At 71.1% G+C, this 25,254-nt stretch carries 21 protein-coding genes, 1 tRNA gene and 1 CRISPR repeat array; of the genes, 16 read left to right on the forward strand and 6 right to left on the reverse strand.

What is annotated here, in order from left to right; genetic code table 11:
* The first annotated feature begins 69 nt into the window (after positions 1-69).
* Complete coding sequence (pknB, locus tag ACYVOO_RS05400) at positions 70-2,076, forward strand: Stk1 family PASTA domain-containing Ser/Thr kinase (protein ID WP_461014475.1); 2,007 nt, start codon at positions 70-72, stop codon at positions 2,074-2,076.
* A 139-nt stretch (positions 2,077-2,215) separates the two neighbouring features.
* Here the strand turns inward: pknB and ACYVOO_RS05405 are convergent, their stop codons facing one another.
* The gene (locus ACYVOO_RS05405) at positions 2,216-3,520 is read right to left on the reverse strand and encodes a serine/threonine-protein kinase (RefSeq protein WP_461014476.1); all 1,305 of its coding nucleotides are present in this window, start codon (positions 3,518-3,520) and stop codon (positions 2,216-2,218) included.
* 122 nt (positions 3,521-3,642) lie between these two features.
* Entirely contained in the window at positions 3,643-4,194 is a 552-nt protein-coding gene (locus ACYVOO_RS05410; protein WP_461014477.1) for a helix-turn-helix domain-containing protein, read from the reverse strand.
* 129 nt (positions 4,195-4,323) lie between these two features.
* Here ACYVOO_RS05410 and ACYVOO_RS05415 point away from each other — a divergent pair.
* Positions 4,324-4,396, forward strand: a tRNA-Ala gene (locus ACYVOO_RS05415).
* A gap of 587 nt (positions 4,397-4,983) precedes the next feature.
* Here ACYVOO_RS05415 and ACYVOO_RS05420 read toward each other — a convergent pair.
* The gene (locus tag ACYVOO_RS05420) at positions 4,984-6,204 is read right to left on the reverse strand and encodes an IS30 family transposase (RefSeq protein WP_461014478.1); all 1,221 of its coding nucleotides are present in this window, start codon (positions 6,202-6,204) and stop codon (positions 4,984-4,986) included.
* A gap of 476 nt (positions 6,205-6,680) precedes the next feature.
* Here ACYVOO_RS05420 and ACYVOO_RS05425 point away from each other — a divergent pair, with 476 nt between their 5' ends.
* Positions 6,681-11,054: an AAA family ATPase gene (locus tag ACYVOO_RS05425; protein ID WP_461014479.1), complete on the forward strand. Its 4,374-nt coding sequence runs from the start codon at positions 6,681-6,683 to the stop codon at positions 11,052-11,054.
* Positions 11,055-11,361: 307 nt separating this feature from the next.
* On the opposite strand, the gene ACYVOO_RS05430 is transcribed toward ACYVOO_RS05425, so the two are convergent.
* Both ACYVOO_RS05430 and ACYVOO_RS05435 read right to left on the reverse strand, forming a co-directional pair.
* Positions 11,362-12,498 (reverse strand): methyltransferase domain-containing protein, encoded by a 1,137-nt coding sequence (locus ACYVOO_RS05430; RefSeq protein ID WP_461014480.1) that lies wholly within the window; start codon positions 12,496-12,498, stop codon positions 11,362-11,364.
* A gap of 13 nt (positions 12,499-12,511) precedes the next feature.
* The gene (locus ACYVOO_RS05435) at positions 12,512-13,399 is read right to left on the reverse strand and encodes a radical SAM/SPASM domain-containing protein (RefSeq protein ID WP_461014481.1); all 888 of its coding nucleotides are present in this window, start codon (positions 13,397-13,399) and stop codon (positions 12,512-12,514) included.
* 621 nt (positions 13,400-14,020) lie between these two features.
* Here ACYVOO_RS05435 and ACYVOO_RS05440 point away from each other — a divergent pair.
* A complete protein-coding gene (locus ACYVOO_RS05440; RefSeq protein WP_461014482.1) occupies positions 14,021-15,103 on the forward strand; it encodes a hypothetical protein in 1,083 nt (360 codons plus the stop codon).
* 19 nt (positions 15,104-15,122) lie between these two features.
* On the opposite strand, the gene ACYVOO_RS05445 is transcribed toward ACYVOO_RS05440, so the two are convergent.
* Entirely contained in the window at positions 15,123-15,890 is a 768-nt protein-coding gene (locus tag ACYVOO_RS05445) for an SDR family NAD(P)-dependent oxidoreductase (protein ID WP_461014483.1), read from the reverse strand.
* A 248-nt stretch (positions 15,891-16,138) separates the two neighbouring features.
* Here ACYVOO_RS05445 and ACYVOO_RS05450 point away from each other — a divergent pair, with 248 nt between their 5' ends.
* The 12 genes from ACYVOO_RS05450 (at position 16,139) to ACYVOO_RS05505 (ending at position 24,328) form a co-directional block, all read left to right on the forward strand.
* Positions 16,139-16,573 carry an ATP-binding protein gene (locus ACYVOO_RS05450; RefSeq protein WP_461014484.1) on the forward strand — a complete coding sequence of 145 codons (435 nt, stop codon included), beginning with the start codon at positions 16,139-16,141 and terminating at the stop codon, positions 16,571-16,573.
* Positions 16,570-16,965 (forward strand): hypothetical protein, encoded by a 396-nt coding sequence (locus tag ACYVOO_RS05455; protein WP_461014485.1) that lies wholly within the window; start codon positions 16,570-16,572, stop codon positions 16,963-16,965. Before ACYVOO_RS05450 ends, ACYVOO_RS05455 begins: the two co-directional genes overlap by 4 nt.
* A 408-nt stretch (positions 16,966-17,373) precedes the next feature.
* Positions 17,374-17,904 (forward strand): hypothetical protein, encoded by a 531-nt coding sequence (locus ACYVOO_RS05460; RefSeq protein WP_461014486.1) that lies wholly within the window; start codon positions 17,374-17,376, stop codon positions 17,902-17,904.
* 80 nt (positions 17,905-17,984) lie between these two features.
* Entirely contained in the window at positions 17,985-19,556 is a 1,572-nt protein-coding gene (locus ACYVOO_RS05465; RefSeq protein ID WP_461014487.1) for a sensor histidine kinase, read from the forward strand.
* A complete protein-coding gene (locus ACYVOO_RS05470; protein ID WP_461014488.1) occupies positions 19,546-19,953 on the forward strand; it encodes a roadblock/LC7 domain-containing protein in 408 nt (135 codons plus the stop codon). Before ACYVOO_RS05465 ends, ACYVOO_RS05470 begins: the two co-directional genes overlap by 11 nt.
* A gap of 1 nt (position 19,954) precedes the next feature.
* Complete coding sequence (locus ACYVOO_RS05475) at positions 19,955-20,332, forward strand: DUF742 domain-containing protein (RefSeq protein ID WP_461014489.1); 378 nt, start codon at positions 19,955-19,957, stop codon at positions 20,330-20,332.
* Positions 20,301-20,945, forward strand: a complete 645-nt coding sequence (locus ACYVOO_RS05480; protein WP_461014490.1) for a GTP-binding protein — start codon at positions 20,301-20,303, stop codon at positions 20,943-20,945. Before ACYVOO_RS05475 ends, ACYVOO_RS05480 begins: the two co-directional genes overlap by 32 nt.
* Complete coding sequence (locus ACYVOO_RS05485) at positions 20,945-21,487, forward strand: GAF domain-containing protein (protein WP_461014491.1); 543 nt, start codon at positions 20,945-20,947, stop codon at positions 21,485-21,487. The genes ACYVOO_RS05480 and ACYVOO_RS05485 overlap by 1 nt, the downstream gene beginning before the upstream one ends.
* A 51-nt stretch (positions 21,488-21,538) precedes the next feature.
* Positions 21,539-22,762 carry an acyl-CoA dehydrogenase family protein gene (locus tag ACYVOO_RS05490; protein ID WP_461014492.1) on the forward strand — a complete coding sequence of 408 codons (1,224 nt, stop codon included), beginning with the start codon at positions 21,539-21,541 and terminating at the stop codon, positions 22,760-22,762.
* A 75-nt stretch (positions 22,763-22,837) separates the two neighbouring features.
* Complete coding sequence (locus ACYVOO_RS05495) at positions 22,838-23,275, forward strand: hypothetical protein (RefSeq protein ID WP_461014493.1); 438 nt, start codon at positions 22,838-22,840, stop codon at positions 23,273-23,275.
* A 43-nt stretch (positions 23,276-23,318) separates the two neighbouring features.
* Complete coding sequence (locus ACYVOO_RS05500; RefSeq protein ID WP_461014494.1) at positions 23,319-23,570, forward strand: hypothetical protein; 252 nt, start codon at positions 23,319-23,321, stop codon at positions 23,568-23,570.
* On the forward strand, positions 23,567-24,328 hold the full coding sequence (locus ACYVOO_RS05505) for an ATP-grasp ribosomal peptide maturase (protein WP_461014495.1): 762 nt from the start codon (positions 23,567-23,569) through the stop codon (positions 24,326-24,328). The genes ACYVOO_RS05500 and ACYVOO_RS05505 overlap by 4 nt, the downstream gene beginning before the upstream one ends.
* 600 nt (positions 24,329-24,928) lie before the next feature.
* Positions 24,929-25,201: direct repeats of the CRISPR family, unit length 29 nt; unit sequence GGGTCCATCCCCGCGGGCGCGGGGAGCAG.
* Positions 25,202-25,254: the final 53 nt, after the last annotated feature.

Raw genomic sequence — 25,254 nt, forward strand, 5'->3', positions numbered from 1 at the left:
TATCCCGAGCAGCACACCGCCGTGCCGTACACCAGATACGGCCCGGACGAACGGAGAGGGCTGGAGACTATGGAAGAGCCGCGTCGCCTCGGCGGCCGGTACGAGCTGGGCAATGTGCTCGGCCGCGGTGGCATGGCCGAGGTGTACCTCGCTCATGACACGCGCCTGGGCCGTACGGTCGCGGTCAAGACGCTCCGCGTCGACCTCGCCCGCGACCCCTCGTTCCAAGCCCGCTTCCGCCGTGAGGCCCAGTCGGCCGCCTCGCTGAACCACCCGGCGATCGTCGCGGTGTACGACACCGGCGAGGACTACGTCGACGGCGTCTCCATCCCGTACATCGTCATGGAGTACGTGGACGGCTCCACGCTCCGCGATCTGCTGCACTCCGGGCGCAAGCTGCTGCCCGAGCGGGCGATGGAGATGTGCATCGGCATCCTCCAGGCCCTGGAGTACTCCCACCGCGCCGGGATCGTGCACCGCGACATCAAGCCCGCGAACGTGATGCTGACCCGGAACGGCCAGGTCAAGGTCATGGACTTCGGCATCGCCCGCGCCATGGGCGACTCCGGGATGACGATGACGCAGACCGCGGCCGTCATCGGCACCGCGCAGTACCTCTCGCCCGAGCAGGCCAAGGGCGAGTCCGTCGACGCGCGCTCCGACCTGTACTCCACCGGCTGTCTGATCTACGAGCTGCTGACGAACCGGCCGCCCTTCATCGGGGACTCGCCCGTCGCCGTGGCCTACCAGCACGTGCGGGAAGAGGCACAGACGCCCAGCACCTTCGATCCGGAGATCTCCCAGGAGATGGACGCGATCGTGATGAAGGCGCTGGTCAAGGACCCGGACTACCGCTATCAGTCCGCCGACGAGATGCGCGCGGACATCGAGGCGTGCCTCGACGGGCAGCCCGTCGCGGCCACAGCCGCGCTCGGCTCCGTCGGCTACGGCGGCTACGACCCGGACCAGCCCACCACGGCGCTGCGCCCCCAGGAGGGGCAGACGTCGATGATGGCGCCGGTCGGCGACGACGACTATTACGACGACGGGCGCGGCAGGCGCCGCCAGAAGAAGAGCAACACGTCGACGATCCTGCTGGTCATCGCGGCCATCCTCGTCCTGGTCGGCGCGATCTTCGTGGGCAGGGCCCTGTTCAGCGGCTCCGACGGCTCCGACCAGGTCGAGGTCCCCGCGCTGGCGGGGCAGAGCTACGACGAGGCCAAGACGCTCGGCCAGAACGGCGGCTTCAAGGTCGCCAAGGGCGAGACGAAGTTCTGCGAGCAGCCCAAGGAAACGGTCTGCGACACGGACCCGGCCAAGGGCACCAAGATCGACCGCGATTCGACGGTCACGCTCAACCTCTCCAAGGGCCCGGCCCCCGTCGAGGTGCCGGACGTCACGAACAGCTCGTTCCAGGAGGGCAAGCAGAAGCTGGAAGAGGCGGGCTTCAAGGTCAAGCGGAAGACCGAGGAGAACTCCGAGGTCGATCCCGGCACCGTCGTCGACCAGAACCCGAACGGCGGCCAGAAGGCCCAGAAGGAGTCGACGGTCACGCTGACCGTCGCCGTCCAGGCCAAGCAGGCCGTGCCGAACGTCGTCGGCAAGAGCTACGACGAGGCGAAGACGCAGCTGGAGGCCCTCGGCTTCGAGGTGGCCCGCAAGGACGTCGAGGCGGAGGACAAGGCGGCCAACGAGGTCACCGACCAGACCCCGGCGGCCAACACCCAGCACCCGAAGGGCACCCAGGTCACCCTGACCGTCGCCAAGGCGCCCGACGAGGAGCCCGCGACGGTGCCGGACGTCACCAACCAGAAGCTGAGCGACGCGAAGTCGGCCCTCCAGGACGCGGGCTTCGAGATCGGCAACATCGCCGGGGCCCAGGACGACGAGGCGATCGTCATCTCCACCAACCCGGCGGCCAACAGCCAGGGCAAGAAGGGCGACAAGGTCGACATCGTCGCCCGCCCCGCCGGTGCCGACGAGGGCCAGGACGGCGGCGACGACGGTGGCGGCCTCCCCTTCGGCGGCACGATGGGCGAGTCCTGGAAGAACCGGGGTCACGGCAACGGCTGGTGACCTGACCGCGGCCGCGCGGTGAGGCGCTGAGACGGTACGAACGGGCGGTGCGGGTGACGGAGGTCACCCGCACCGCCCGTTCTGCGTGTACGGGGTGCTGTGGGGGGCGGCTTGCGGGGGGGCGTGGGGGGGCGGGGCGTCAGGCGCTGAGCGCTGCCCAGATGCCGACGGCCAGACAGACGGCCGCGACGACGAGCACCGGCACGGCGACCTTCACGGGCGGGCCCGGCCTGCGGGCAGGGCGCGGTGCGGACGCGGACGAGGATGCGGCGGTGGGGGCGGTGGGGGCGCCGGTGCCGGGTGCGCCGGTCACGGGTGCCGCGGCGGTGGGGGCTCCGGCCACGGCGTACGCGTGCGGGGCCACCGGGGGAGCCGTGGGGGGAGGCGGCGTGTGTGCGGGGGCGACCGGCTGCGGCGGCTGGAGGGGGTAGCTTCCGGTGGGCGAGGGGGGCGTGGCGGGCACGGGCGGCGCGACGGGTGCGGGCACGGGCGCGGGTGCGGGTGCGGGTGCGGCTGCCTGCCCGGCGAAGCCGTGGGGGGCCGGGCCCGTGGGGCCCTCGGGCCCGAAGCCCTCGGGAAGCGGCCCGATGTGGTCAAAGACCTCGACGGCCTCCCACCCCGGCGTCGGGCCGGTCGGGCCGGTCGAGTCCGCCGTCAGCAGCTCCAGCGTGGCGGCCAGCGCCTTGCGGGCGCCCGTGGCCGTACGGAAGCGGGCCTCCGGGTCCGGCTGGAGGAGCTGGCCCAGCACCTGCCACAGCGGCTCCGGGACCCCGGCGGGCGCGGGCGGCACGCCGTGCTCGTACTCGGCCAGCAGCGCCATCGAGTCGGGCCTCCTGCCCGTCAGCAGATAGAGCCCCACGAGGCCGACCGCGTACAGGTCGGCGGTGAAGTCCGGTTCGGCACCCATCATCTGCTCGGGCGCGAAGTAACCGGGCGTGCCCAGCACGTAGTCGGTCTCCGTCAGCCGCGGCTCGCCCTTGCGCATGGAGATGCCGAAGTCCGAGAGGCGCAGATGGGGCCTGCCCTTCCCGGTGGCCTCCAGGAGGATGTTGGCGGGCTTGATGTCGCGGTGCACCACGTCCTCCGCGTGCACGGCGGTCAGCCCCGCGAGGAGCTGGTCCAGCAGCGTGCAGACGAAGGCGGGCGGCAGCGGACCGTAGTCCCCGATGAGATGGGCCAACGACCCCCCGCTGACCAGGTCCATCGTGAACAGGACCTTGTCGTCGTCGGCGGCCCAGCTCGCCGGGGCGAGCACGTGGGGGTGATCGATGCGCAGCGCCTGCTCGCGCACGAAACGCAGCAGGGTGTGGGCGTCGCTCTGCTGGAGCACCTTGGCCGCTACGTAGCGCTTGCGGCGGTGGTCCCAGGCCCGCCATACGGCGCCGACACCCCCGCGGCCGATCGGATCGATCAGCTCGTACCTGCCGGCGAAGACCTCACCCATGGCTGCTGCGCCATCCCCCTGTCCACTGTCCACTGTGCACTGTCCGCTTTGAGCGTGCGTGCCCCTGAAACCTCGTACCCGTGCCGGTCACCCGTGCCGTGCTGACGGGTGGGCCGCCCGGCTCAGCTCTGGTGCGACTCGTAGTGCTTGACGGCGTCCGAGGTGCGCCCGGCCCCGTAGACCCGGAGGAACTCTGCCAGCTCCGGGTGCGTGGGGGCGAGCGTGGTGGACGCCTCGATGATGTCGGCGGCGTCCGAGACCGAGCGCAGCAGCGCCTGGATCTCCCGCACCACCCGCTTCACCGGGGTCTGCGAGGCGCCCGAAGAGGCCGTCTGCCCCGTGTTGTTGAGCACACTCCCGCCCGCGGTACGACGGATCTCGTCCATGCGCTGTGTGGCGTCCGCCGCGCTCACGTCCCCCCGCGCGACCTCGGCGGCCAGCTCCTGGAGCGCCTGCACCCGCTGCACCACGGCAGGGTTGCCGATCTTGGCGCGCTGACCACTCATGAGCTGGGAAAGCATCGGCGCGGAGAGGCCGAGCACCGTCGCGAGCCTGGCCTGGTTCAGCCCCAGATCGTCGATAAGCTTCCGAAAGAGCGTCCCCAGCGGCTCCCCGTACCACTGACTCTGTAGCTCTCGCGCCTTGGCCGTCGCTTCCTGTTGTGCTGCGTCCATCACGTCTCCCCTGGACTCCCCATGTCGCTTCGCTGACGCGAACTTGCGGTGCATCCTACGGAGGGTGATGGGCACGGGGCGATACCCGGTCGGAATTCAACGACCGGAGCCGGTACTCTAGTGCGCAGCGGGGCCTTAGCTCAGTTGGTAGAGCGCTGTCTTTGCATGGCAGATGTCAGGGGTTCGACTCCCCTAGGCTCCACACTTCGAGAGGCCGTCTGACCTGCGGAAACGCGGGCTGGACGGCCTCTCTGTGTTCGTCACGTCAACACCGTGTCAACACGCCCCTGTCGTACCGTGCGCAACATGGCTTCGATCAGGAAACGGGAGAGGAACGACGGCACGGTGAGCTACACCGTGCTGTTCCGGGCTGGCGGGGTGAGGTCCGCCAAGCAGGAGTCCGAGATCTTCGACGACGAGAAGACCGCAGAACGCTTCCGTGACCTGGTGAACGGGCACGGCCAGCAGTGGCCCCCTGGCTGGGTGCGTGGCCGCGGCTTCGTCGAGGACCTCCGCAGCCCGGACGAGATGTTCGTGCCCTTCGCGATGAAGCACATCGACCTCCTGACCGGAGTCCAGGGCGACACCAAGGCCAAGTACCGGCGGTTGGTCGAGCAAAACCTGCTGCCGTGGTTCAAGCCCTTCTCCGTCCGCGACGGGGAAGGCGGCATCAGCCGCGAGATGGTCCAGCGGTGGGTCAACGACCTGGCCTCCGGCGCGGCGGCACCTCTCGACGAGAAGGACCGCAAACCGGCGGATTCCAGCGATCGTCGCAACACGTGGTCAGTGTTAGGCGGCCGTGAGGAGTGTATGCAGGCGCTCGGCTGGGGTTTCCCAGCCGAGCGTTTTGCGTGGGCGGCCGTTCAGTTCGGCGGCGACGGCGGCCAGGTCCTCGCGGGTATGGACGGACAGGTCTGTGCCCTTCGGGAAGTACTGCCGCAGCAGACCGTTCGTGTTTTCGTTCGACCCGCGCTGCCAGGGGCTGGCCGGATCGCAGAAGTAGACCGGAACGTCGGTGGCGACGGTGAACTCGTGGTGTCGCCCCATCTCGCTGCCCTGGTCCCATGTCAGGGACCGCGTGAGATGGGCAGGCAGAGCCGTCACGGCCTCCACCAACGCGTCACGGACCAGCTCGGTGCCGCGGCCGTTGGGCAGGTGGAGGAGCATGACGTAGCGGGTGGAGCGTTCGACCAGCGTGCCGATGGCGGACCCGCTGTCCTTGCCGATGATCAGGTCGCCTTCCCAGTGGCCGGGGACGGCGCGGTCGGCGACCTCGGCGGGGCGTTCGCTGATCATGACCATGGGGTGCCGGTAGCGGGGCTGGCGTTGCTGGGCCTGGCGGCGGGGCTTGCGACGGGCCCGGCCGGTGCGAAGTGCCTTGGCCAGTTCCCGGCGCAGTTCTCCCCGGCCCTGGATGTAGAGGGCCTGGTAGATCGTCTCGTGGGCCACGTGCATCTCCGGGCGGTCGGGGAAGTCCCGGTGCAGATGCTGCACGATCTGTTCCGGGCTCCAGCGCCTTCCCAGACGCTCCTGGATGTACTCCCGCAGCTCCGAGTTCTCAGCGATCTTCGCAGGCTTGGGGCGGGGCCGGCGCGACTCGGCGCGGGCCTGCGCGGCGTGGGGCCGGTACTGGCCGTTGGTGGGGTGGCGGTTGCGGCGTATCTCCCGGCTGATCGTCGACGGACTGCGCTCCAGGGCCGCGGCGATCCTCCGCACCGACACCTTCGCCCACACCTGGTCGGCGATGTAGAGGCGCTCTTCCAGCGTCAGGCGTCGAGACGCAGAAATGACCCGCTCAGCCCGCACGCAGAGTGCGGGCTGAGCGGGTCTCTTCTTCGTCGGGTTGGTGCCGTTGCGCCACCGCTTGCCGGTCCGCCGGTTGATGCCGACGATCCGGCATGCCTCCCGGCTACTCACGCCTTGATCCATGAGCCGGAAGTATTCCTCCCGCTCACGGACCAGCTTCTTGCATCCCTGTGACGAACGGATCTTGCGGATCTCGAAGGCCATCGCGTCCCCGAAGGTCGGGTGTTGCGATGACCGCTAGAACTCAAGGACCCGGCAGGGGGCGACAAGAAGTACGGCCCGTCGAAGCTTGCTGCCGTCATCAGGATCACGCCTGCGACGACGCAGGCCACCCCGGTCCACATCCGCCGCTGGGCCCGTCGGACCTCCGCCACGGGACGGTCGGAGTCGGCTGTCACCGAAGAGCCCCCTCGCGTTGGTCGGCGCCCCCTCTGCCGGGAGCCGCTCCGTCCCATGAGGAAAGCACCGTCCACTGACAGCCATCACGAGCCGCCCGGTAACAGCGAGGACCCAGGCCGTCCTTCACCCCTGTTTCCAGAGCAGAGGTCCCTGCTGCTCTGACCGGTCTTGAGTGAGGAGGACCAAGGTATCGTCACTTCGTGACGATACAATCGGCCAAGATGGCTTGTTCTGATCGGTGCTGATCACGGGAGGTGGACGGGCCGGTGGGGTGGGTGACGATGATCGGCCCGTCCGACGAGCAGGTCGAGTACCGCCTGAGCGGGGGCCACGGCTGCGGTAAGGCCGTCGCGGTCGACGCGGCTCCGCTTCTTGACGCCGTCGAGGCCAGGGCCGCGGATTCCGGAATCACCGTCGCCGCGCTGCTGGGTGCAACCGAGGCGAAGAAGGCGTTCTACCGGGCCCGCACCCAGTCGCGCAGCGGCAAGAGCGCCCGGTTCACCGGCTTCGACGCCGTCGAGGTCGCCGCCGCTGCCGGGCTCGACGCCCGCGCGCTGTACGGGGAGAACGCGCTACCCGTCCCGGCCGTCGACGGTCAGGTGGACTACCACCTCAATGCCAGCGAGCGCCCGCTGGTGTGGATCGGCCAGGGCTTGGCTGAGTTCGGCATCGCCCCTGGAAGTGTGCTCGCTCCCGGGCAGTTCCAGGCCGCGCGGCGCCTCATGCGCGGCGAGGACCCGCGCACCGGCCGCACGCTGGTGGAGCCCAAGCTCGCCATCGCCCCCGCCGCGAAACTGCCCGCAGCCCCGCTGATGCGCGCGATCCGCCGCAGCGCCGCCGAGCGCGGAGCGAAGCCGCAGGCGCTACTCGACTCGAAGCGCAAGAAGGACGCCTTCGGGTCGATGGAGCGACAGATCGTGCGGTTCGGGGAAGCCCAAAAGGCGCCCGTCTCCACGCTGCTCAAGCTCGCCGACGGCATCGGCGTCGACGCCGCCGAGCTGTATGGCGAAGAGGAGCTGGAGAAGGCGCTCACCGCCGAGGCCGGCGGACGGCTTGACGCCCGCGCGCTCCTCGGCGCCGTCGAGACGACGGCGCGCGAGGGCGGGCAGGAGCCCGCGGACCTGTTCGGCTCCGCGTCGATGAAGCGGCGCTACCTCCAGACCGAGGCCGAGGGCGGACGGCGGCTGCGCGATCTGCCCATGGCCGTGCGGGAAGCGGTCGCCATGGCCAAGGCCGCAGGGCTGGACCCCGAGCAGATCTGGGATGCGGAAGAGATCAAGGCCGCCATGCGCGAGGGGCGCGTCGAGGTCGGCAACCGGGGCGCGGACGCGACCTTGGATCTGGGCAAGTCCAAGAGTGTCTTCCTCGCCTACGTGCCCGCCCAGGTCGCCGCCGAGGTCGAGTCGCTCTACACCGCGTGCGGGCGCGAATCGGTCGACGCTCTGGAGCGCTGGACCGCGTACGCGATGCGTGGCCGGCACGGCGACGGGGAGGCGGCGAGCACCCTCGGTACGAGCGGCTTCTGCGGCTGGATGATGATCCACCGCGCCGCCCGTCCGGTCGGCGGCGCCCCCTTTGGCGACCCCCACTTCCACCTGCACTTCACCCTGGCCAACATGGTCAAGGGGACGGACGGGAAGTGGTCGACGGTGGCCGCGGGCGGACGTGACCTGCACCGGCACGCCCGCGCGCCCCAGGCCCTGATGAACGCGCGCATCCGCCGTGAACTCACCGACCGCTACGGCATCGGCTTCCGCCGCGAGGAGCGCACCGGAGCGTGGGAGATCGCGGCCATCCCCGCCTCCACCATCACGCTGTTCAGCAAGCGCGACGGCCAGGTCCGGGAGCTGCTGAGCAAGCTCGGGCTGGACTACGACAGCGCCACCGTGCGCGAGCGCACCGCCGCCTCCACCGTCTCCAAGGCCACCAAGAACAGCGAGGCCGCCGGGGTGGGGGACGACGTGCTGCGCGCGTACTGGCAGGCCGAAGGCCGCGCCGCGGGCGATGACCCCGACGCCGTCGCCGCCAGCGCCCTCCACCAGACGGCCCCGGAGGCGAACCCGGAGCTGGACGAGCTGTGCGCCACGGTCTTCGACCCGAAGACGGGGCTGACGGCGCACTCGAAGGAGTTCACCCACGCCGCGGCCATCGCTGCCACCCTGGACGCCCTCCCCTACGGCGTCGGCACCGCCGATGAGGCCGAGCAGCTCACCGCCTCCGTGCTGCGGCACGCCGGATACGCGGTCAAGCTCGCACCGCGCGGCGCCCAGCACTACACCCACGCCGACCGCTACACCACCACGGACATCGTCGCCGCCGAAACACTGATCGTCTCCGAGACGACACGGCGCCTCGGCGCGCGGGCCGCCGTCGTCGAGGGCGACGCGGTCGCCATGACCCTCTCCACCGCCGAGGCCCAGCAGGGCTTCGCGTTCTCCGGCGAACAGCGCGCGGTGCTGGAGCGGCTGCTGTCCGCCGGGCACGGTGTGGACGCGGTCATCGGCGTCGCGAGCGCGGGCAAGACCACGCTCATGGACGCCGCGCGACAGGCATGGGAGGCCCAGGGGTTCGTGGTCGCGGGCGCGTCCACGGCGGCCGTCGCCGCCGCCAACCTCAAGGCCGAAGCGGGCATCAGCTCCCGCACCCTCGCCTCCTGGCTCACCGGCATCCGCAACGGTGGGCAGGGGCTGACGGGGGTGGATGTCCTGGTCGTGGACGAGGCCGCGATGTGCGACGACCGCGACGTCGCCGAACTCCTCGCCCACGCCGCGACGAGCGGGACGAAAGTCGTCGGCATCGGTGACCCCAAGCAGTTGCACTCGCCCGGCGTCGGCGGACACTTCGCAGCCGTCCACCACCTCGTGGACGGCGTCACCCTCACGGAGAACTTCCGGCAGAAGGACGCCGTCGAGCGCCGCGCGCTCCGGCTGTGGCGCGACGACCAACGTACGGAGTCGCTCCGCGCCCTCGCGGGCACCGGCCGCGTCCACGCGCTCGCCGACAAGGACGAGACGCTCGCGGCCATGCTCACCGTCTGGGCCGACAAGCGCGCCGCGCACACCGATGACCACACCGCCGTGCAGCAGCTCCTCATGCTCGCCGCCACCAACGACACCGTCGAGGAACTCAACCTGGGCGCTCGTGCACTGCGCAGGGCCAGCGGCCACCTCACCGGCCCCGAGTACGCCTACGCGCTCGCCGGAGGCCAGGAACTCACCCTCGCTGTCGGCGACCAGGTCCTCCTTCGCACCAACGACTACCGATCCCGGCGCACCGGCGGCGAGAGCGAGGACGTGCTCAACGGATACCGCGGCCTCGTCCGCGCCTTCGACGAGGAGCGCCGCGTGCTGGTCGAGTGGCGGGAGAAGAGCGCCGACGGCCACCGGCACCACGCCGAATGGGTCGACGCCGACTACATCGCCCAGGGCGGGCTGAGCCTCGGCTACGCGATCACCGGCCACAAGAGCCAGGGCCTCAGCGTCCAGGAAGCCCTGGTCTACGGTCCCGGCGCCCAGGCCAATGCGCTCTACACGATGCTCTCGCGCGACAAGAAGGAGAGCCACCTCTTCCTCCCCCTCTCCCTCTACGAGAGCGACGCCGACCGCGCCCGCGCAGGCGAACCGGAAACCGACCGGGAGAAGCTGGACCGCGCGGTCGCCGGGCTCATCCGCGAGATCGAGACCGGCACCGAGGAACGCATGATCCTCACCGAACTGCCGCAGCACGCCGTCCCCGCACACGTCCGCGAAGCCGCAGCCGACCTGCCTGTTCCTCGCGCCCCCGGAACCGGCGAACCGCACGACAACGACGCCCCAGAGTCCCAGAGCGGGAGCCGTCCCAGCACGCCGAACGCTCCCGTTCCCAGGGACGAGCGGCCGTATGCCCACCTCGGTGACGAGGCCCTGCGCCACGCGCTCCGCAAGGCTGCCAGCGCCACACGCTCCACCCACACCGCTGCGGCGAAGGCCGAGGCCAAGGCCGACCACGCCGAACAACAGGCAGCCGCAGGCACCGGCCCGCACACGCTGGCACTCGACCGCCGCCACCAAGACCTGGCCGCACGCGCCGAAGCTGTTCACGAGGTCCGCGCCCTCTCGGACAACGTCGCCCGCCACACCCAGGCGCACAGCCGTACGGACGAGCGACTCCACCAGCTCGAACAGCAGCTCACCGCCACCGCGCGGTTCGGACGCCCCTCACTTCGCGGAGATGACCGCGCACGCGTCGAAACCGAGCGCGACGCGCTTCAGCAGCAACTCACGGAGAACGCCCGCGAACTGGACCGCCTGCACGCACGACTCGGCGAGCTGGAGATCACCGCAGGCCCGTCAGACCAGCACACGACCGTACTCACCGAAGCGGAAGCCATCCAGGAGAACAGGCCAGCACTTCTCCGACAGGCCCGCCAGCAGGACCGCGCCCAGGCGAAGGAGCTGCGCACCGAGGCGACACGAGCGCGCAGCACCGCCGACGGCGCCGACCACCGCGAAACCGGTCTGCAAGCCGAACTCCAGCAGCGCCGATCCGAACCCGCCCGCCTGGACGACGGGGCCCGCGATGTCGAAACCCGACGAACAGGCCCGTACACGGACCGGCAACGGGCAGCCGAAGTGACACCTCAAGACCCCGAAGGACCGGAAGCCCCTCCGGTCTGACGGCAGAGGGTCACTAGCAGCTCCGCAATAGACGCTGGCGCCGAGCGCACCCGATGAAACGGTGTCACAGCCACTTTCGCGTCGAAGCGCGTTGGACGGCACCGATCACCGCCTACGCCGGTGAAGGCGGCACCCGCGCGGGTCGGCGGAAGTCAGAGAGCGGCCCATAGGACGACGCCCGGACGTCACCGGTCCGTCGGCGATCGGCGGTGGCTGTCCAACCGCTGTGTTCGAGGTGCACGATCCCGTCGGGGCTGGCGCGGACGCGAGTGCCACGAAGGAGTACCCGATCACCGTGCTGTCGCAACTAGGGAATGGTGGCGTGCCACTGCCCTCTGGACAGGTGGATGGTGCCTTCGGGGGTGATGGTCAGGGGCACGCCGTAGACCGGTAGTCCGCCTCTGGTGTTGAGGCGGTTGCGGATGCGGTCCAGGACGTCCCACAGGTGTCGGGGGCCGCTCTGGTGCACGGTGGGGGGCTCGCTCTTGCTTCCGGTGGCGCGGGCCCATGAGCCGTCCGGATGTACCAGCCAGGCCGTGCGCCGGCCGTCCTCGTCTTCGCGGTAGGCGCATTCGGTGCCGGGCGCGCGCAGTTCCAGCATGGATCGCACCTCCCATGCCTCGTCCACGTCGAGGACCGGGTACCGGCCGGTGCTGACCTCGTCGGCGTCCTGGTTGATCTGGTCGGCGAACTGCGAGACGAGGCCGGGCGGGTAGTCCTGGCCGTGGCGGGCGTTCATGAATCCGGCCCAGTCACGGGCGGTGGTCCCGACCGCTCCGCCGTCCTCCGTCTTCCACGCGGTGACGATCATGGAAGTACGGGCGATCACCGTCACCAGCCGTCCGCCGGGTCGCAGGGCGGCAAGCCAGGACGCGGGTAGGGGGTTCACGGACACCATGGAGACGATCCGGTCGAACTGCCCGGGGAGTGGGCCGGTGGCGTCCACCGTGGCGATCGTGGGGCGCAGCCCCATTTCCTTCAGGCGCTGGTCGGCGGCTTCGGTCAGGTACGGGTCCACGTCAATGCTGGTGATCCGCGAGCTGCCGAAGCGGTGTGCGAGCAGGGCTGCCGAGTAGCCGGAGCCGGTGCCCACGTCGAGGATGTCCATGTCCTCGTGCAGCCGCCCGTGCCGGAGCATCTGGACGACCAGGCTCGGCAGCGTCGCCGACGAGGTCGGCGCCCCTTCGGGGGATTCATCCGGTGTGGCGTGGTCGGCGTGCAGGGGGCCGACACGCGTGATCTTCGAGCGGTTCGCGTACGCCGACTCCTCCCACGCGCGGGGGTCGGCGGCCCCGTCTTTGAGGGTCCACCTCCCGCCGGGGCCGGGCTCCCACCATCGGGGGATCAGCTCATGGCGGGGGACGCTCGCCACCGGCGTGCGCCACCGTGAGTCCGGATCGGTCACCGCGGCTGCCAGTCGCGCCGCCGCGTCGTGCCACTCCATCGGTCAACCGCCTCTAGTCCGTCGGGTCGCAGGCTTCGTTCGAGGGGTCGCAGCCTTCGGAGTCGTGGGGTGTGCAGACACCGCACACCCCACACACCGCGGTCTTCCGGCGCGGCCGGGGGATGCGTTCCACCAGGCGGCCCCATTGCCTGCTCCACAGCAGCTCGGCGAGAGGCCGCTCGCGGACGTTGCCGACGGGGAAGCCTCGGGAGAGGACACAGCCCGCGAGGTTCCCGTTGGGGAGGATGGCGGCCCGGCCGTGTGCGCAGTGGCCGCACAGCTCGCCCAGTGACGGAGCCTGGCCCGGCAGTGCGGCCCGGCCCACAGCGCGCGCCCGGTCCACCTGGATTCGGCGAACGCCCATGGCTTCCAGTTCGGTGCGGCCCTCGGCGACGCGCTGGCCTGGAAGGACGTCCACCATGCCGACGCGGAGCCCGATGCCCCGCTTCAGGGCTTCCAGGATGTGGGCGCGGGTGCGCTGGTAGGAGCCCGGTCGGCCGGTGATCCGGTCGTGTTCGTCGGCGCGGTCGCTGTAGTAGCTCGTGCCCAGCGTCACCCCCTCTCGGCTGAAGGTGTCCCACCACGCGGGCCGGACGTGAAAGAGATTGCTGTAAACCTCGACCCTCATTCCCAGCGACAGGGCCAGCTCGGTGAACTCGCGCCAGTTGGGGTGCACGGTCGGCTCTCCGCCGATCAGTTGCACCTTGGGGATGCCGAGCGTGGCGGCGTCGGCGATGACCGCGCGCCAGTCCGCCGTTGTCATCGTGCCGTGATCCGCCCTGGGGCTCGATTCGGTCAGGCAGTGTGTACAGGAGAGCTGGCACTTCCCAGTGATCTCCAGCTCCAGCATGTCCAGCCCCTTCACGGGACTGGCGACGGGGCTTTCCGCAGTAGCTGTCACGAGCTTCCCCTTCATCAGGTTCTGCGAGCGCGGCCCTGGCGGGTCCTGCATGACGTCAACGAGCCCGGCCCGGCCTGATGCTCGCCCCTGCCCGCCGTGCTCGGGCCTCCGTAAGCGGGGGAGGGCAAGGGCGCGACCTGTCGCTTCCGACGGAAACCGGCCCAAGGGCCCATTCTGGCGCCGCGAACCCGCTCCGGGCAGGGGCAATACGGGTTGGCGGGTTGCACGGGGGTTGTACGGGGGTTGTACGGGAGGCCGACTCGCCGCATTCGCGGTGCTGGCAGACCGAGCAGCCCTCATCATCGGCTTATGAGGCGAGACGCAAGCTCCCGGGTGGAGAACACCGCGCTGGATGCTGTCCTGCGGGAGTCGGGACTCTCTCATGCCCGTCTGGCGCGCAGGGTCAACCAACTGGGCGCTCAGCAAGGGATTCCTCTGCGCTACGACAAGGCATCCGTGACCCGCTGGATCCAGGGCAAGCGTCCTCGTGGACGCGCCCCGGAGTTCATGGCCGGGGCGCTGAGCGAGGCCCTGCGACGTACGGTTACTCCCGCCGAGATCGGGCTCGGCGGTGAGAACACACGACCGGTGACCGCCAGAGCGTTGTCTTACTGTGAAGATGTGGATGACGCGTTGCGCACTCTCGCCGAGTTGGGCTCCACGGATGTCTCCCGCCGGAGCCTCCTGGGAGGTGTCCCCTTCGTAGCGGGCGCGCTGGCCGACCCTCAACGCCAGTGGCTCCTCTGGCTGTCGGAGGCGGAGGACGGGCAGCCTGCGCGGCTGGCCGCCGCCAGCGACGGGGGCGCGGCGGAGCCGCTGCACTACATGATCCAGACCTTCGACTCGATGGACAACCGCTTCGGCGGGGCGCACGTGCGCAGCGCGATCGTCCACTACCTCAGCAACCAGGCCATGCCGATGGTCCAGCAGCGAGGCCGACGTGAGGCCGAGCACCGCGAGCTGTTCACCGCCGCCGCGAAGCTCGCGGCGATGGCGGGGTGGAGCAGTTACGACGCGGGCGAGTACGGCATGGCGCAGCGGTACATGACCCTCGGTCTGCGGCTGTGCGGGGAGGGCGGTGACCGTGTGCTCGGAGGACAGATCTGGGCCGGCATCTCCCACTTGCAGACGAGCTTGGGGTACCCGTCCGACGGCGTCTACAGCGCCCGCGTCGGACTGGCGACGGCGAAGGATTCGGGCAGTCCGCTGGGGCTGATGCGTCTGCACGCGATGGCGGCCCGCGGGTACGCCGCGCGACGCGATCAGCAGAAGGCGCACGCACATCTGCGCTTCGCCGAAGAGTCGCTTGCCCGCAGCCGTGGCCCCGCACAGGAATCACCGTGGGTGGGCTACCTGGACCACCACTACCTGGAGGCCGAGACAGCGCAGGTCTTCCGGGACCTCGGTGACGGCAAGCGCGCGGAGCAGATGGCAGCGGAGTCGGTCCGGCACAACGCGCAGCGGGGACGGCGGCAGGCGATCGGGCGATCCGTCCTGGCCACGGCGCATCTTCAGCAGGGGCAGCTCGACGCGGCGCTGGAGAGCGCCCATACGGCCCTGGAGCGGCTGGGCTCCGGAAACATCCATTCCGAGCGCTCCGTCCAGGCGCTGCGCGCCTTCCGCGCTGAGCTGGAACCCTTCCGCCGCGAAGAAGCCGTTCGGGAGTTCGTGCGTCAGGCCCGTCCGGTGCTCGGCGCGGCGTGACGCCGGGGCGTGACGCCGGTCAGTATCCGTCGGGCGTGGGCGCGTTCTGAGCCCGGTCGACGGGGATGTTCGCCCCCGAGATCCCGCTCGAACGGTCGCTGAGCAGAAAGGCGATCACCTCCGCGACCTCTTCCGGCTGCACGAGTCGCTGTTGAGGGAATTCACGGGCGAACACCGCGAAGTCCTGCGGCTGTTGCGTACGCATCCGGTCCCAACGCTTGCCCGGCACCAGCGTCGAACCAGGCGAGACCGCGTTGACGCGAACGCCGTCCGGGCCCAGCTCCCTCGCGAGCGATGCCGCCATGTGAATCTGGGCCGCCTTCGCGGCCCCGTACTGCGCCTGCGGCCCGGGTTTCCACCCTGAGATGGAGGAGACCAGCACGGCCGAGCCGCTGCTCGACGCCCGCAGATGCGGAGCAGCCACGGCCAGGAGGCGGGCGCTGTACCCGGCGTTGGCCTCCCACGTCGCCGACCAGTCCTCCGCCGTCGCCTCACCCAAGCCCCTCCCGCGCGCCGTACCCGCGCATGCCACGACGCCGTCCAGCCCTTCCAGCTCCTCCGCCGCCTGAGTGACGAACTCCTCCACGGCACCGGGCGACGTGACGTCGACGGTCCGACCGAAGACATGGGCATCGGTGTCCCGTACCGCCGCTCGCACGTCGTCTTCGTTGCGGCCACACAGCGCCAGGACGCATCCCTCCGCCGCCAGGAGACGCGCGGTCGCACCGCCGATCCCACGTGTTCCGCCCGCGATCAGAACACGTCGTCCGGACAATCCCAGAGCCATCTGCCCACTTCCCGTCACGTTGTGCAACCTCCGTTCGTCAAGACACCCCGAGTGCAGGCTCCCCTTCCCGCCTCCCAGCAGGTTGCCTGGTTCTCCCCCGATGCACCGCCGTCGCCACCAGCACGGCGCACGCCCGGGGGCGTCCGCTCAGCGCGCATCCCCGCGTCACGGAAGGAGGCACCGTGTCGAAAACTACGTCAAGGCAGACCGCACCCCGGTCCGCAGCGCCACCTGCCGACCGTCCGGCCGTGACCGTCTGCTGGGCCCAGGGCGCCTTCTCCCGCGAAGGCCAGGCGGTCCGCGCGGCTCGTGACTTCGCCGCCGATGTCCTGGCGCGCTGGGGCCTGCCGGAGGGGCTGCGGGACGAGGTGCGCATGTGTGTGTCCGAGGCGGCCACCAACGCGGTGCTCCACACCACGGCCACCGCCGCCACCACGGTCTTCGAGGTGACGCTCGATCTGCTGCGGACCGAGTCGGAACTGCGGGTGCATGTCGGTGACGGTGATCCCGACCGGGTGCCGGTGGCGACCCGTCCCGAGCTGGAGGACACCAGCGGCCGTGGCCTGCTGCTGATCAAGAGCATGGCGCACGATTTCACCGTCACCCGCACCCGTAGGGGCAAGACGGTCTCCTTCAGCTTCGGCATCCCCCAGCCCCGGCGGATACCGGGGGCGGCCCGGTGAGCTGCTGCGAGACGGGGACGGGGCGGGTGCGGTGCCAGTTGTGCGGGTGCCTGATCGTCCTGCACGAGCTGCGGCCCCATTACTTCACGGTGGACGACGAGCCATGGGTCTTCGTGATGGTGAGGTGCCGCGACGCGGCGGCCTGCGCCGGACGCAGCCGGACCACCGAGCACTGGGGCCTGCTCCAGATCGCCGTCCCGGTCCGCGAACCGGCCCCGGGCGCGCCGCTGTTCCGCTGCCATCTGTGCGACGTCGCCGTCACGGCTGCCGACATCGAGGTCGCCTGGGCCGCAGACCGCTGGGGCTGGTTCCTCGACGTCGTCTGTAGCGATACGGCCGCCTGCGAACAGCGCCAGTGGCACGACGAACCACTGCGGTCCGACCTGCTGTAGCCCGCGCCCCGCCCCGCCCCGCTCACGGCCCCCCTCCTTCCTTTCACGCGCTTTGCCGGATTGGACTCCCATGACCCCCCGTACCGTTGAGGACTGCGTTCTCCCCGACCAGCACACTGCCGCCCCGCCGCACGAGACGGTGACGGCGCCGCGGCCCCGGCCCGTGACGGCAGACCTGACGGAAGAACCGCGCGGGGCGGAGCGGGTCCCGCAGTCTCGTGGGCTCGCGTTCCCGTACGGGCCGGGCGAGGGGCTGGTGGCGGCCGGCCGGTGGTGGGATGCGGCGCGGATGCCCTCCTACCTGGGGGAACGGGTACTCGACCGGCTCGGTGAGCAGTCCGGGCCGGTGATACGCGACCCCTACGCCCACTACCTGTACTGGCTCATCGCCCCGGGGCGCGCCGAGTCGTGGGGGCTGCCGGAGACCTCGCTGGTGCGGGTGCTGGGCCGGGGCTGCTGGGTGAAGGTGCGACGCGCGGGTGCACCCGCTCCTCCGGCCCCTACTGGGTCCGCTTCCGCTCCGACGGCCCTGTGCTCACCCCTCCCGGCCTGCTGCTGGGCGCGCTGGCCGCGACGGTCGCCGATGAGCTGGCCACGGCCGGGGAATCCGGCCCCGTCGCGTTCGGTCACGGCGAGACCGCGACCGTCCTGGCCTTGTTGCGCGCCACCTTGCCCGGCCTCATCACGGCTGTGGCCGGGTACGCCGGGCGGATGCCGACAGCCGACCCGTACCGGCGGCTGGCCGATCTCCAGCAGGACATCGCGGCGCGGTGTCTGCGCTTCGGCGACGCCTCGCAGGACTGCGGCATGGGCGGGGACCTCTACCCGCTGGTGCAGCGGCTGGCGCACCACCACTGCGCGCTGCGCCGCTCCCTGCCCGTCGTGCGGGCGCGGTCGCTGCCGGTGCAGCGTCGCGAGGTGGTGGAGGCGGCCCCGTGAACCGGCCCTCGCCTCATCTCCGCCCGCTCTTCCCGTTCTCCTCCCGGTCTTCTTGCCGGTCTTCCTCTTCCGGAGTTGTTGTGCGCCTGTCCGATGCCCCCTACATGGCCCGCCCTGGGCGGCACCGTGGCCGTCGGACCGTGCCGGGCCTGGAGAACGAGCCGGGTCTGCGGCGGCGGCTGCGGCAGCTCGCGCTCGTCCCGACGCTCACGGCGCTGTCCCCCATATGGGCTCTGGCTCTCCTGGCGCATCTGATCGACGGTCCGTGGCGGGCCGTTGCCGCGCTCACCTGCGGTGTGCTCACCGTCGGCGGGCTGTGGTGGGCATGGCAGGCCACGACACGCACGGCCACTTCCCTGTCCGACCAGGGCCAGCAGCTCCAGGAGGAGTGGGAGACCTGGGCGACGGGGCAGAAGGAGCGGCTGCTCCAGTACGGCAAGGTGCTGGCTCTGGCGGCGGAGGCGGTCGGTCGCGGCGAGAGCCCACCGGCGCCCGCGACCGACCCTGCGCCCGAATCCGCGCCCCACCGGGTGCCGCACCAGCCGGGGGACGTCCGTGCGGCTTTCACCGCCGCGCTGGAGCAGCACCAGGCCGAGGCGCTGGGGGCGGTGATGACGGCGGGCAGGCGGCAGGAGATGGAGATGCTGCTGGCCGTCGCCCGGCGCCTGCACGCACTGGTCACTCGCGCGCTGGAAGCGATCGACGCGGTGGAGAACGTGGTGGAGGACCCGGATCTCCTGCACGATCTGTTCGGGATCGATCACCTGAACGTCCGTATCCGGCGGCAGGCCGAGAGCCTGGCGGTGCTGGGCGGCGCGACGCCCCGCAGCATCCGCACCCCCGTGCCGGTCTTCACCATCCTGCGGCAGGCGCCCGCCGAGATCGAGCGTTACGCCCGTGCCCGGGTGGCCGCCCAGCCGACGGAGAGCCTGGCGGTGCCCGGCCACGCGGCTCTCGCCGTCATCCATCTGCTGGCGGAGCTGCTGGAGAACGCCACCGCCTTCTCCCCGCCGGAGACGGAAGTGACGATGCGCGCGGAGCGGGTCCCGGCGGGCCTGGCGATCGAGATCGACGACCGGGGCCTGGGCATCAGCCCGCCGGAGCGCAAGCGGCTGAACCGGCTGCTGGTCGACCCTGATCTCTACGGGATAGGCGAGCACGTCGCGCAGGGGCGTACGGGCCTGCTGGTGATCGCCCGGCTCGCCCACCGCCACGGCATCACCGTCACTCTCCTGCCCGGCCGTTACGGCGGGACGCAGGCTCTGGTGCTGCTGCCCCCGTCCCTGGTGCAGGACGCCGAACCCGAGCCGCCACAGCCGCAGGTGAGCCCGCCTGGCCCCCGCCCCGGCGCCCCGGAACTTCCGGCCGTCGCATCGCCGTTGCCCCGGCGCCGTCCAGGCCAGGGCAAGGCAGGGCCCGCGGGCCTGTCCAGAGAAGAGGGGGAACGTCCGGCCCTGCCCCGGCACGGCGACCACACCCCGACCCCGGCCCCGGCCCCGGTCGCGGAGCCGGTCGCCTCCGGCCCGCGGCCCCTCGCACCGCCCGGACCAGCGGTGCCCTCCCCAGGGCTGATGGGCGCCTGGCGCGCGGGCGTACGACGCGGCACGACCACCCCCGCAGACGCAGAGACGGAGATGACCGATGACGCCTGACAACGGCCCTTCCTGGCTGCTGGAGAACCTTGTGCGCGAGACACCGGGGGCGCAGTCCGCGCTGTTGTGCAGCCGGGACGGTCTGCGCCTGGAGCGGTACGAGCTGACCGTGACCCAGGCCGACACCCTCAGCAGTCTCCTGTCCGGGCTGTACTCCCTGGGCCGGGGGACCGGGAAGGTACTGGTCGACGACCCGTTCGGGACGGTTCACCAGATCCTGGTCGAGCACCCGTTGGGGCTGCTGGCGGTGATGGACGCCGGGGACAACGCCTTGCTGGGCGTGCTCGCCACCGGCGGCTGTGACCCGGGCGGACTCGGCTACGCCATGACCCAGATGATCAGGAAGCTGAGCCCGCACCTGGGCACCCCCGCACGCACCGGCGGGCAGGTCCAGTGACATGAAGGGCCCCTGGACGCACCAGGACTCCGTGGAATTGCGCGCCTACGCGCTGACCCAGGGGCGCACCGAAGCAGTGCACCCTCTGCGCCCCGAAACCCTGCTGAGCGCCGCGCACACCCCGCCCGCCAGGGCACGGTCGGCACGGCCGCGCAGCCCCGAGAGCGCGCGGGCGGTGCGGATGTGCGCCCAGCAGCCGTGCTCGGTGGCGGAGATCGCCGCGCGGCTGGGCCGCCCCCTCCTGGTCACCAAGGTCGTGCTCTCGGACCTGCTGGAGGACCGCCTGCTGACCGTCACCGCCCCGCCCGCCGTCGATGCCAAAGACCCGCAGACACTGGAGGCCGTCCTTGCCGGACTACGACAGCGCTTCATCGCCTGACCGGGCCCCCGGGCCCCTGCCCCTGCCCCTGAAGATCCTGGTCGCGGGCGGGTTCGGCGCGGGCAAGACCACCTTCGTCGGCTCGGCCAGCGAGATTCCCCCGCTCTCCACCGAGGAGATCCTCACCGACGCCTCCGCCGTCACCGACAGCCTGACGGGGGTGGAGGGCAAGACCACCACCACCGTGGCGCTGGACTTCGGCCGTATCACCCTGACCGGCCAGAACGTGGTGCTGATGCTGTTCGGAATGCCCGGGCAGCAGCGGTTCGACTTCCTGTGGGACGAGCTGTCCTCCGGCGCGATGGGCGCGGTGATCCTGGCCGACACCCGCCAGTTGACGAGCTGCTTTCCCGCCGTCGACTACTTCGAGAAGCAGCACCTGCCCCTCGCCGTCGCCGTCAACCACTTCGATCACTCGTGGTGCTACAGCCCCGAAGAGGTCCGCGACGCCCTCGGTCTGTCTCCCGCCGTTCCGGTGGTGCTGTGCGACGCCCGCCGCACGGACTCGGCCGAAGAGGTCCTGCTCACGCTCGCCGAGCACGCCCTCGACCACGCGACCGTCCGCATTACCCGTACCGCCCGCCCCTCCCCGCATCCCGCAGGAGCCTCCTGATGCCCTTCGACCCGGCCTCCGGCCTGTACCTGGCCGCGCCCGACCCCCATCTGGAACAGCGCGAGAAGCGCCTGGCCGAACTCGGTCTTCTCCATCCCGCACCGGCACTGGCAGAGGGACTGGACGCCTTCGCCGCCCGCCTCGCCCAGGAGTCCGGATTCCCCTACGCCATGGTCAACTTCATTACCGGCCACCAGCGCTTCGCCGGACTCCACGCTCCCTACGGCCGCGAAGGACTGCCCCCTGTGGGACGGCAGATGAGCCTGACGGACGGCTACTGCCCCGCCCTGCTCACCCGCCGCGCACCGCTGGTGCTGCCCAACGTGCTGGCCGCACCGCGCTTCGCCGGTAACCCGGTGGTGGACCAGATCGGCATCCACGCCTACGCCGGGGCCCAACTCGTCGACGGCCGCTCCGGCATGACCCTGGGCACCGTCTGCGTCGTCGACGTCGCCAAACGGCCCCGCGAATCCGCGGACACCATGCTCACCATGATCAAAGACGCCCGCGACCGGCTCTCCCGGCACCTTCCCCTCGCCTGAAACCGGCTCCGCACTCGCCGCCCGTCCGCCGTGACCAGAAAGGGAACCGCCGTGGGGGAGCACTACCTGACCCAAGAGCACCGCGCCCTGCGCGCGACCGTACGGGACTTCGCCGAGCGTGAGGTCGGGCCCCGGGTGCGGGAGATGGAGTCGGCCCGCACTGTCGCCGTCGAGCTGACCCGGCTCATCGCCGACCAGCGCCTGATCGGGGCCACCATCCCCCGGGCGTACGGCGGCATGGGCACAGGACACCTCGCCAAGACCGTCATCATCGAAGAGCTGTCCCGGGTCAGCGCCGCGATGGGCGCCATGGTCCAGGCATCCCAGCTCGGCACCGCACCGCTCTGCCTGTTCGGCTCCACGGAGCAGAAGAAGACCTGGCTCCCGGCCATCGCCTCCGGCGACTGCCTGCCGACGATCGCCGTGACCGAGCCGGACTCGGGCGGCCATGTACTGGGCATGACCAGCACCGCCGACCGCGACGACGACGAATGGGTGCTCAACGGCGGCAAGACCTACGTCGGCAACAGCCACGTGGGCAACCTGCACACCGTCGTCGCGCGCACCGGCCCAGGCTCCCAGGGCCTCTCGGCCTTCCTCGTCGAGGCGGACCGCCCCGGCTGCTCCCTGATCGAACAGCAGCCCACCATGGGCCTGCACGGCTTCAGCTTCGGCGAGCTGCGCTTCGAGAACTGCCGCATCCCCGCCGCGCACATGCTGGGCACGGAGGGCGACGGGCTTGCCGTGGCCTACGCCTCCAGCGTGCTCTACGGCCGCCCCAACCTCGCCGCCGTCGCCCTCGGCATCCACCAGGCCACCGTGGAGACGACCGCGGCCTTCTGCGCACAGCGCCACCGCTACGGTGCCCCGCTCGCCGACCTCGGCAGCGTCAAGCTCCAGCTCGGCCAGATGACCTCACGGCTGATGACCGCCCAGCTCACCGCCTACCACGCCGTCCACCTGCTCGACGGCGGACAGCCGTGCGACGAGTGGCTGATCAACTCCAAGCTGGTCAACACCGAGTACGCCCGCGCGTCCGCCCACGACGCCATGAACATCCACGGCGCCGCGGCCCTGGGCACCGACCTCCCCATCGAGCGGTACCGACGCGACGCCGAGCACATCTTCGCCCCCGCGGGCACCTCCGACATCCAGCGCCTCCGCCTGGCCGAGGCCACGCTCGGCACGACGAAGGGCTCCTGGTCCGACAAGCTCGCCGACCGCGTCCGCCCCGAGACCGCACCGGCCAACGCCCGCCCCCAGCCGCGCTCTTGAGCCGTGCCCGCCCCCTGCTACAGCGGCACCACGACCACCCGTCCGAACCCCACAACCAAGAAGGCAGGACCAACCATGACCACGCCCCTCACCGCCGAGACCGGCACCACCACCGCACCGGCCTCTTCCCTCGCCCTGTCCCTCTTCGGCCCTCCGGCCCGCCCGGCGACCGGGGGCCAGCAGCCGGACGTGTACTACAGCCCCAGCCGGCAGATCACCATTGACGCCTCCGGTAACCCGTGCCCCACTTCTGCCGGAACCACCGACACCACCTTCAACGGCAACATCAGGGCCGGGGACTACGAGATCGACGCGGTGTGCCTGTGGCTCGGTTCGCCGGCCCGCCCTGCGGCCGGGAGGCAGCAGCCGGACGTGTACTACAGCCCCAGCCGGCAGATCACCATTGACGCCTCCGGCAACCCGTACCCCACCTCCGTTGGCGCCACCGACACCACCACCAACGGCTGGCTCAGCCAAGGGGACCACGAGATCGCGTCGGTGTGCCTGTGGTGACGCGTATCCCCGTACCCAGGCCGGGCGCCCCGCTCCGGTCTGCGTGGTCACCACCCTTTCCGACCCCACCGCGGACCGGGTCGTTACAGAGCTGGAACGCATCGAGGTCCCGATGCTGCGCCTCGACCTGCGCGACAGCACCCACTCATTACGCCTGGATGCAGCTCTGGACCGGCACGGCTGCCCGCGCGGCCTGCTCGACACCGGGGCACATCGCGTCGCCCTGGAGGAGATCGGCGCGGTGTGGTGGTGGCGCACCCCCAACCCGCCCAGCTTCCCGCCGGTCCTGGCATGAGCCCGGAGCAAGCCGAATGGGCGAGCGGTGAGACGAACGCCGGACTGGCCGGGCTCCTCGCGTCCCTGCCCGATTGCCTCCAGGTCAACCACCCCAGCGCCGCCCACCGGGCCAACAGCAAGATCAGCGTGCTGGTGCAGGCGCAACGGGCCGGCCTTGAGGTCCCGCCGACCTGGATCGGGAACACCCCCTCGCCAGCTCGCGCATTCGCCGAGCAGCAGGGAAAGGTGGTGTGCAAGTCACTCACCAGGCCGGACATCACCTACGACAGCGGTGAACGCTCCTTCTTCCCCACCACCCCCGTCCCCGCCCACCGGATCAACGAGCAGGTCGCCGCCCACGTCCACCAGCTCCAGCACGCGGTCGAGAAGGCTTTCGAGGTCCGGCTGACCGTCATCGGCCGCCACATGTTCGCCGTGCGCATCGACGCCCACTCCACGGCGGCACAAGCCGACTGGCGCACCGACCCCGACGCCCGCTCCTACCGCGTCATCGACCTGCCCGCCACGGTCCGGCACGGCGTGGCCGCCCTCTTGGACCACTACTGCCTGCGCTACGCGGCGCTGGACCTACTCGTGCAGCACGACGGCCGGTGGCTGCTGGTCGACCTCAACACCGCTGGCCAGTACGGCTGGCTGGAGACCGCGCTCCCAGACCTACGCATCTCACAGGCCCTGGCCGCCTTCCTCGCCCGCCACACCGATCCCGCCCCAGCAGCCGAGCAGCCCGTACACCACGCCTCCCGGCCGCGCCGATGAACCAGATGGACACCGCGCTCGCGGGCAGCGGAGACAGTCCCTCACCACCGCCAAGATCCCCGCGGGCGCGGGGAGCAGTTCACTTTCCTCTACGACCTCTACAAGGCATGGGGTCCATCCCCGCGGGCGCGGGGAGCAGTGCGCAGGGGTGGTGTCCGCCCCGATGTTGATGGGTCCATCCACGCGGGCGCGGGGAGCAGTTCACTTTCCTCTGCGACCTCTACAAGGCATGGGGGCCGTCCCCGCAGGCGCGGGGAGCAGTGTTGAAACTGGTGAGCAAAACGACACACGGCGGGTCCATCCCCGCGGGCGCGGGGAGCAGCTCGCCCCGGTGATCGGCATACTCGCACAGGCGGGTCCATCCCCACGGGCGCGGGGAGCAGCCGTCCGCCAGGTCGTGCGCGAGCTTGCCGTAGGGTCCGTCCCCGCGGGCACGGGGAGCAGATCAGCGCGTCCGGGTAGTGCTCGGCCATCTCGGGTCCATCCCCGCGGGCGCGGGGAGCAGCGCGTACCGGGGATCCACTCGGCCGCGAGGTCGGGTCCATCTCCGCGGGCGCGCGGGGAGCAGGACATCCCGCACCATGAGAGAGATGAGCGGAGGGGTCCATCCCCGCGGGCGCGGGGAGCAGGAACCCGCCGAGGCTCTGGAGCTGACGATCGAGGGTCCATCCCCGCGGGCGCGGGGAGCAGCGAGCGGGGTCGGGGCCCGATCGTCACCACTCGGGTCCATCCCCGCGGGCGCGGGGAGCAGTCACCGACGACCAGCTCGACGCCAACGCGCGCGGGTCCATCCCCGCGGGCGCGGGGAGCAGCCGTCGGCCAGACCCGCGAGGGCGATTGGGGCGGGTCCATCCCCGCGGGCGCGGGGAGCAGCCCTCCAGGGTCGATGACGGCCCGGACACCGGCGGTCCATCCCCGCGGGCGCG

It is taken from the genome of Streptomyces daliensis (genome assembly GCF_054782395.1).

Bases quoted from the DNA above. Each gene is read 5' to 3' on its own strand.
- pknB (WP_461014475.1), top strand. From the start codon at position 70: ATGGAAGAGCCGCGTCGCCTCGGCGGCCGGTACGAGCTGGGCAATGTG.
- ACYVOO_RS05405 (WP_461014476.1), bottom strand. From the start codon at position 3,520: ATGGGTGAGGTCTTCGCCGGCAGGTACGAGCTGATCGATCCGATCGGC.
- ACYVOO_RS05410 (WP_461014477.1), bottom strand. From the start codon at position 4,194: ATGGACGCAGCACAACAGGAAGCGACGGCCAAGGCGCGAGAGCTACAG.
- ACYVOO_RS05420 (WP_461014478.1), bottom strand. From the start codon at position 6,204: ATGGCCTTCGAGATCCGCAAGATCCGTTCGTCACAGGGATGCAAGAAG.
- ACYVOO_RS05425 (WP_461014479.1), top strand. From the start codon at position 6,681: ATGATCGGCCCGTCCGACGAGCAGGTCGAGTACCGCCTGAGCGGGGGC.
- ACYVOO_RS05430 (WP_461014480.1), bottom strand. From the start codon at position 12,498: ATGGAGTGGCACGACGCGGCGGCGCGACTGGCAGCCGCGGTGACCGAT.
- ACYVOO_RS05445 (WP_461014483.1), bottom strand. From the start codon at position 15,890: ATGGCTCTGGGATTGTCCGGACGACGTGTTCTGATCGCGGGCGGAACA.
- ACYVOO_RS05470 (WP_461014488.1), top strand. From the start codon at position 19,546: ATGACGCCTGACAACGGCCCTTCCTGGCTGCTGGAGAACCTTGTGCGC.
- ACYVOO_RS05475 (WP_461014489.1), top strand. From the start codon at position 19,955: ATGAAGGGCCCCTGGACGCACCAGGACTCCGTGGAATTGCGCGCCTAC.
- ACYVOO_RS05485 (WP_461014491.1), top strand. From the start codon at position 20,945: ATGCCCTTCGACCCGGCCTCCGGCCTGTACCTGGCCGCGCCCGACCCC.
- ACYVOO_RS05495 (WP_461014493.1), top strand. From the start codon at position 22,838: ATGACCACGCCCCTCACCGCCGAGACCGGCACCACCACCGCACCGGCC.
- ACYVOO_RS05505 (WP_461014495.1), top strand. From the start codon at position 23,567: ATGAGCCCGGAGCAAGCCGAATGGGCGAGCGGTGAGACGAACGCCGGA.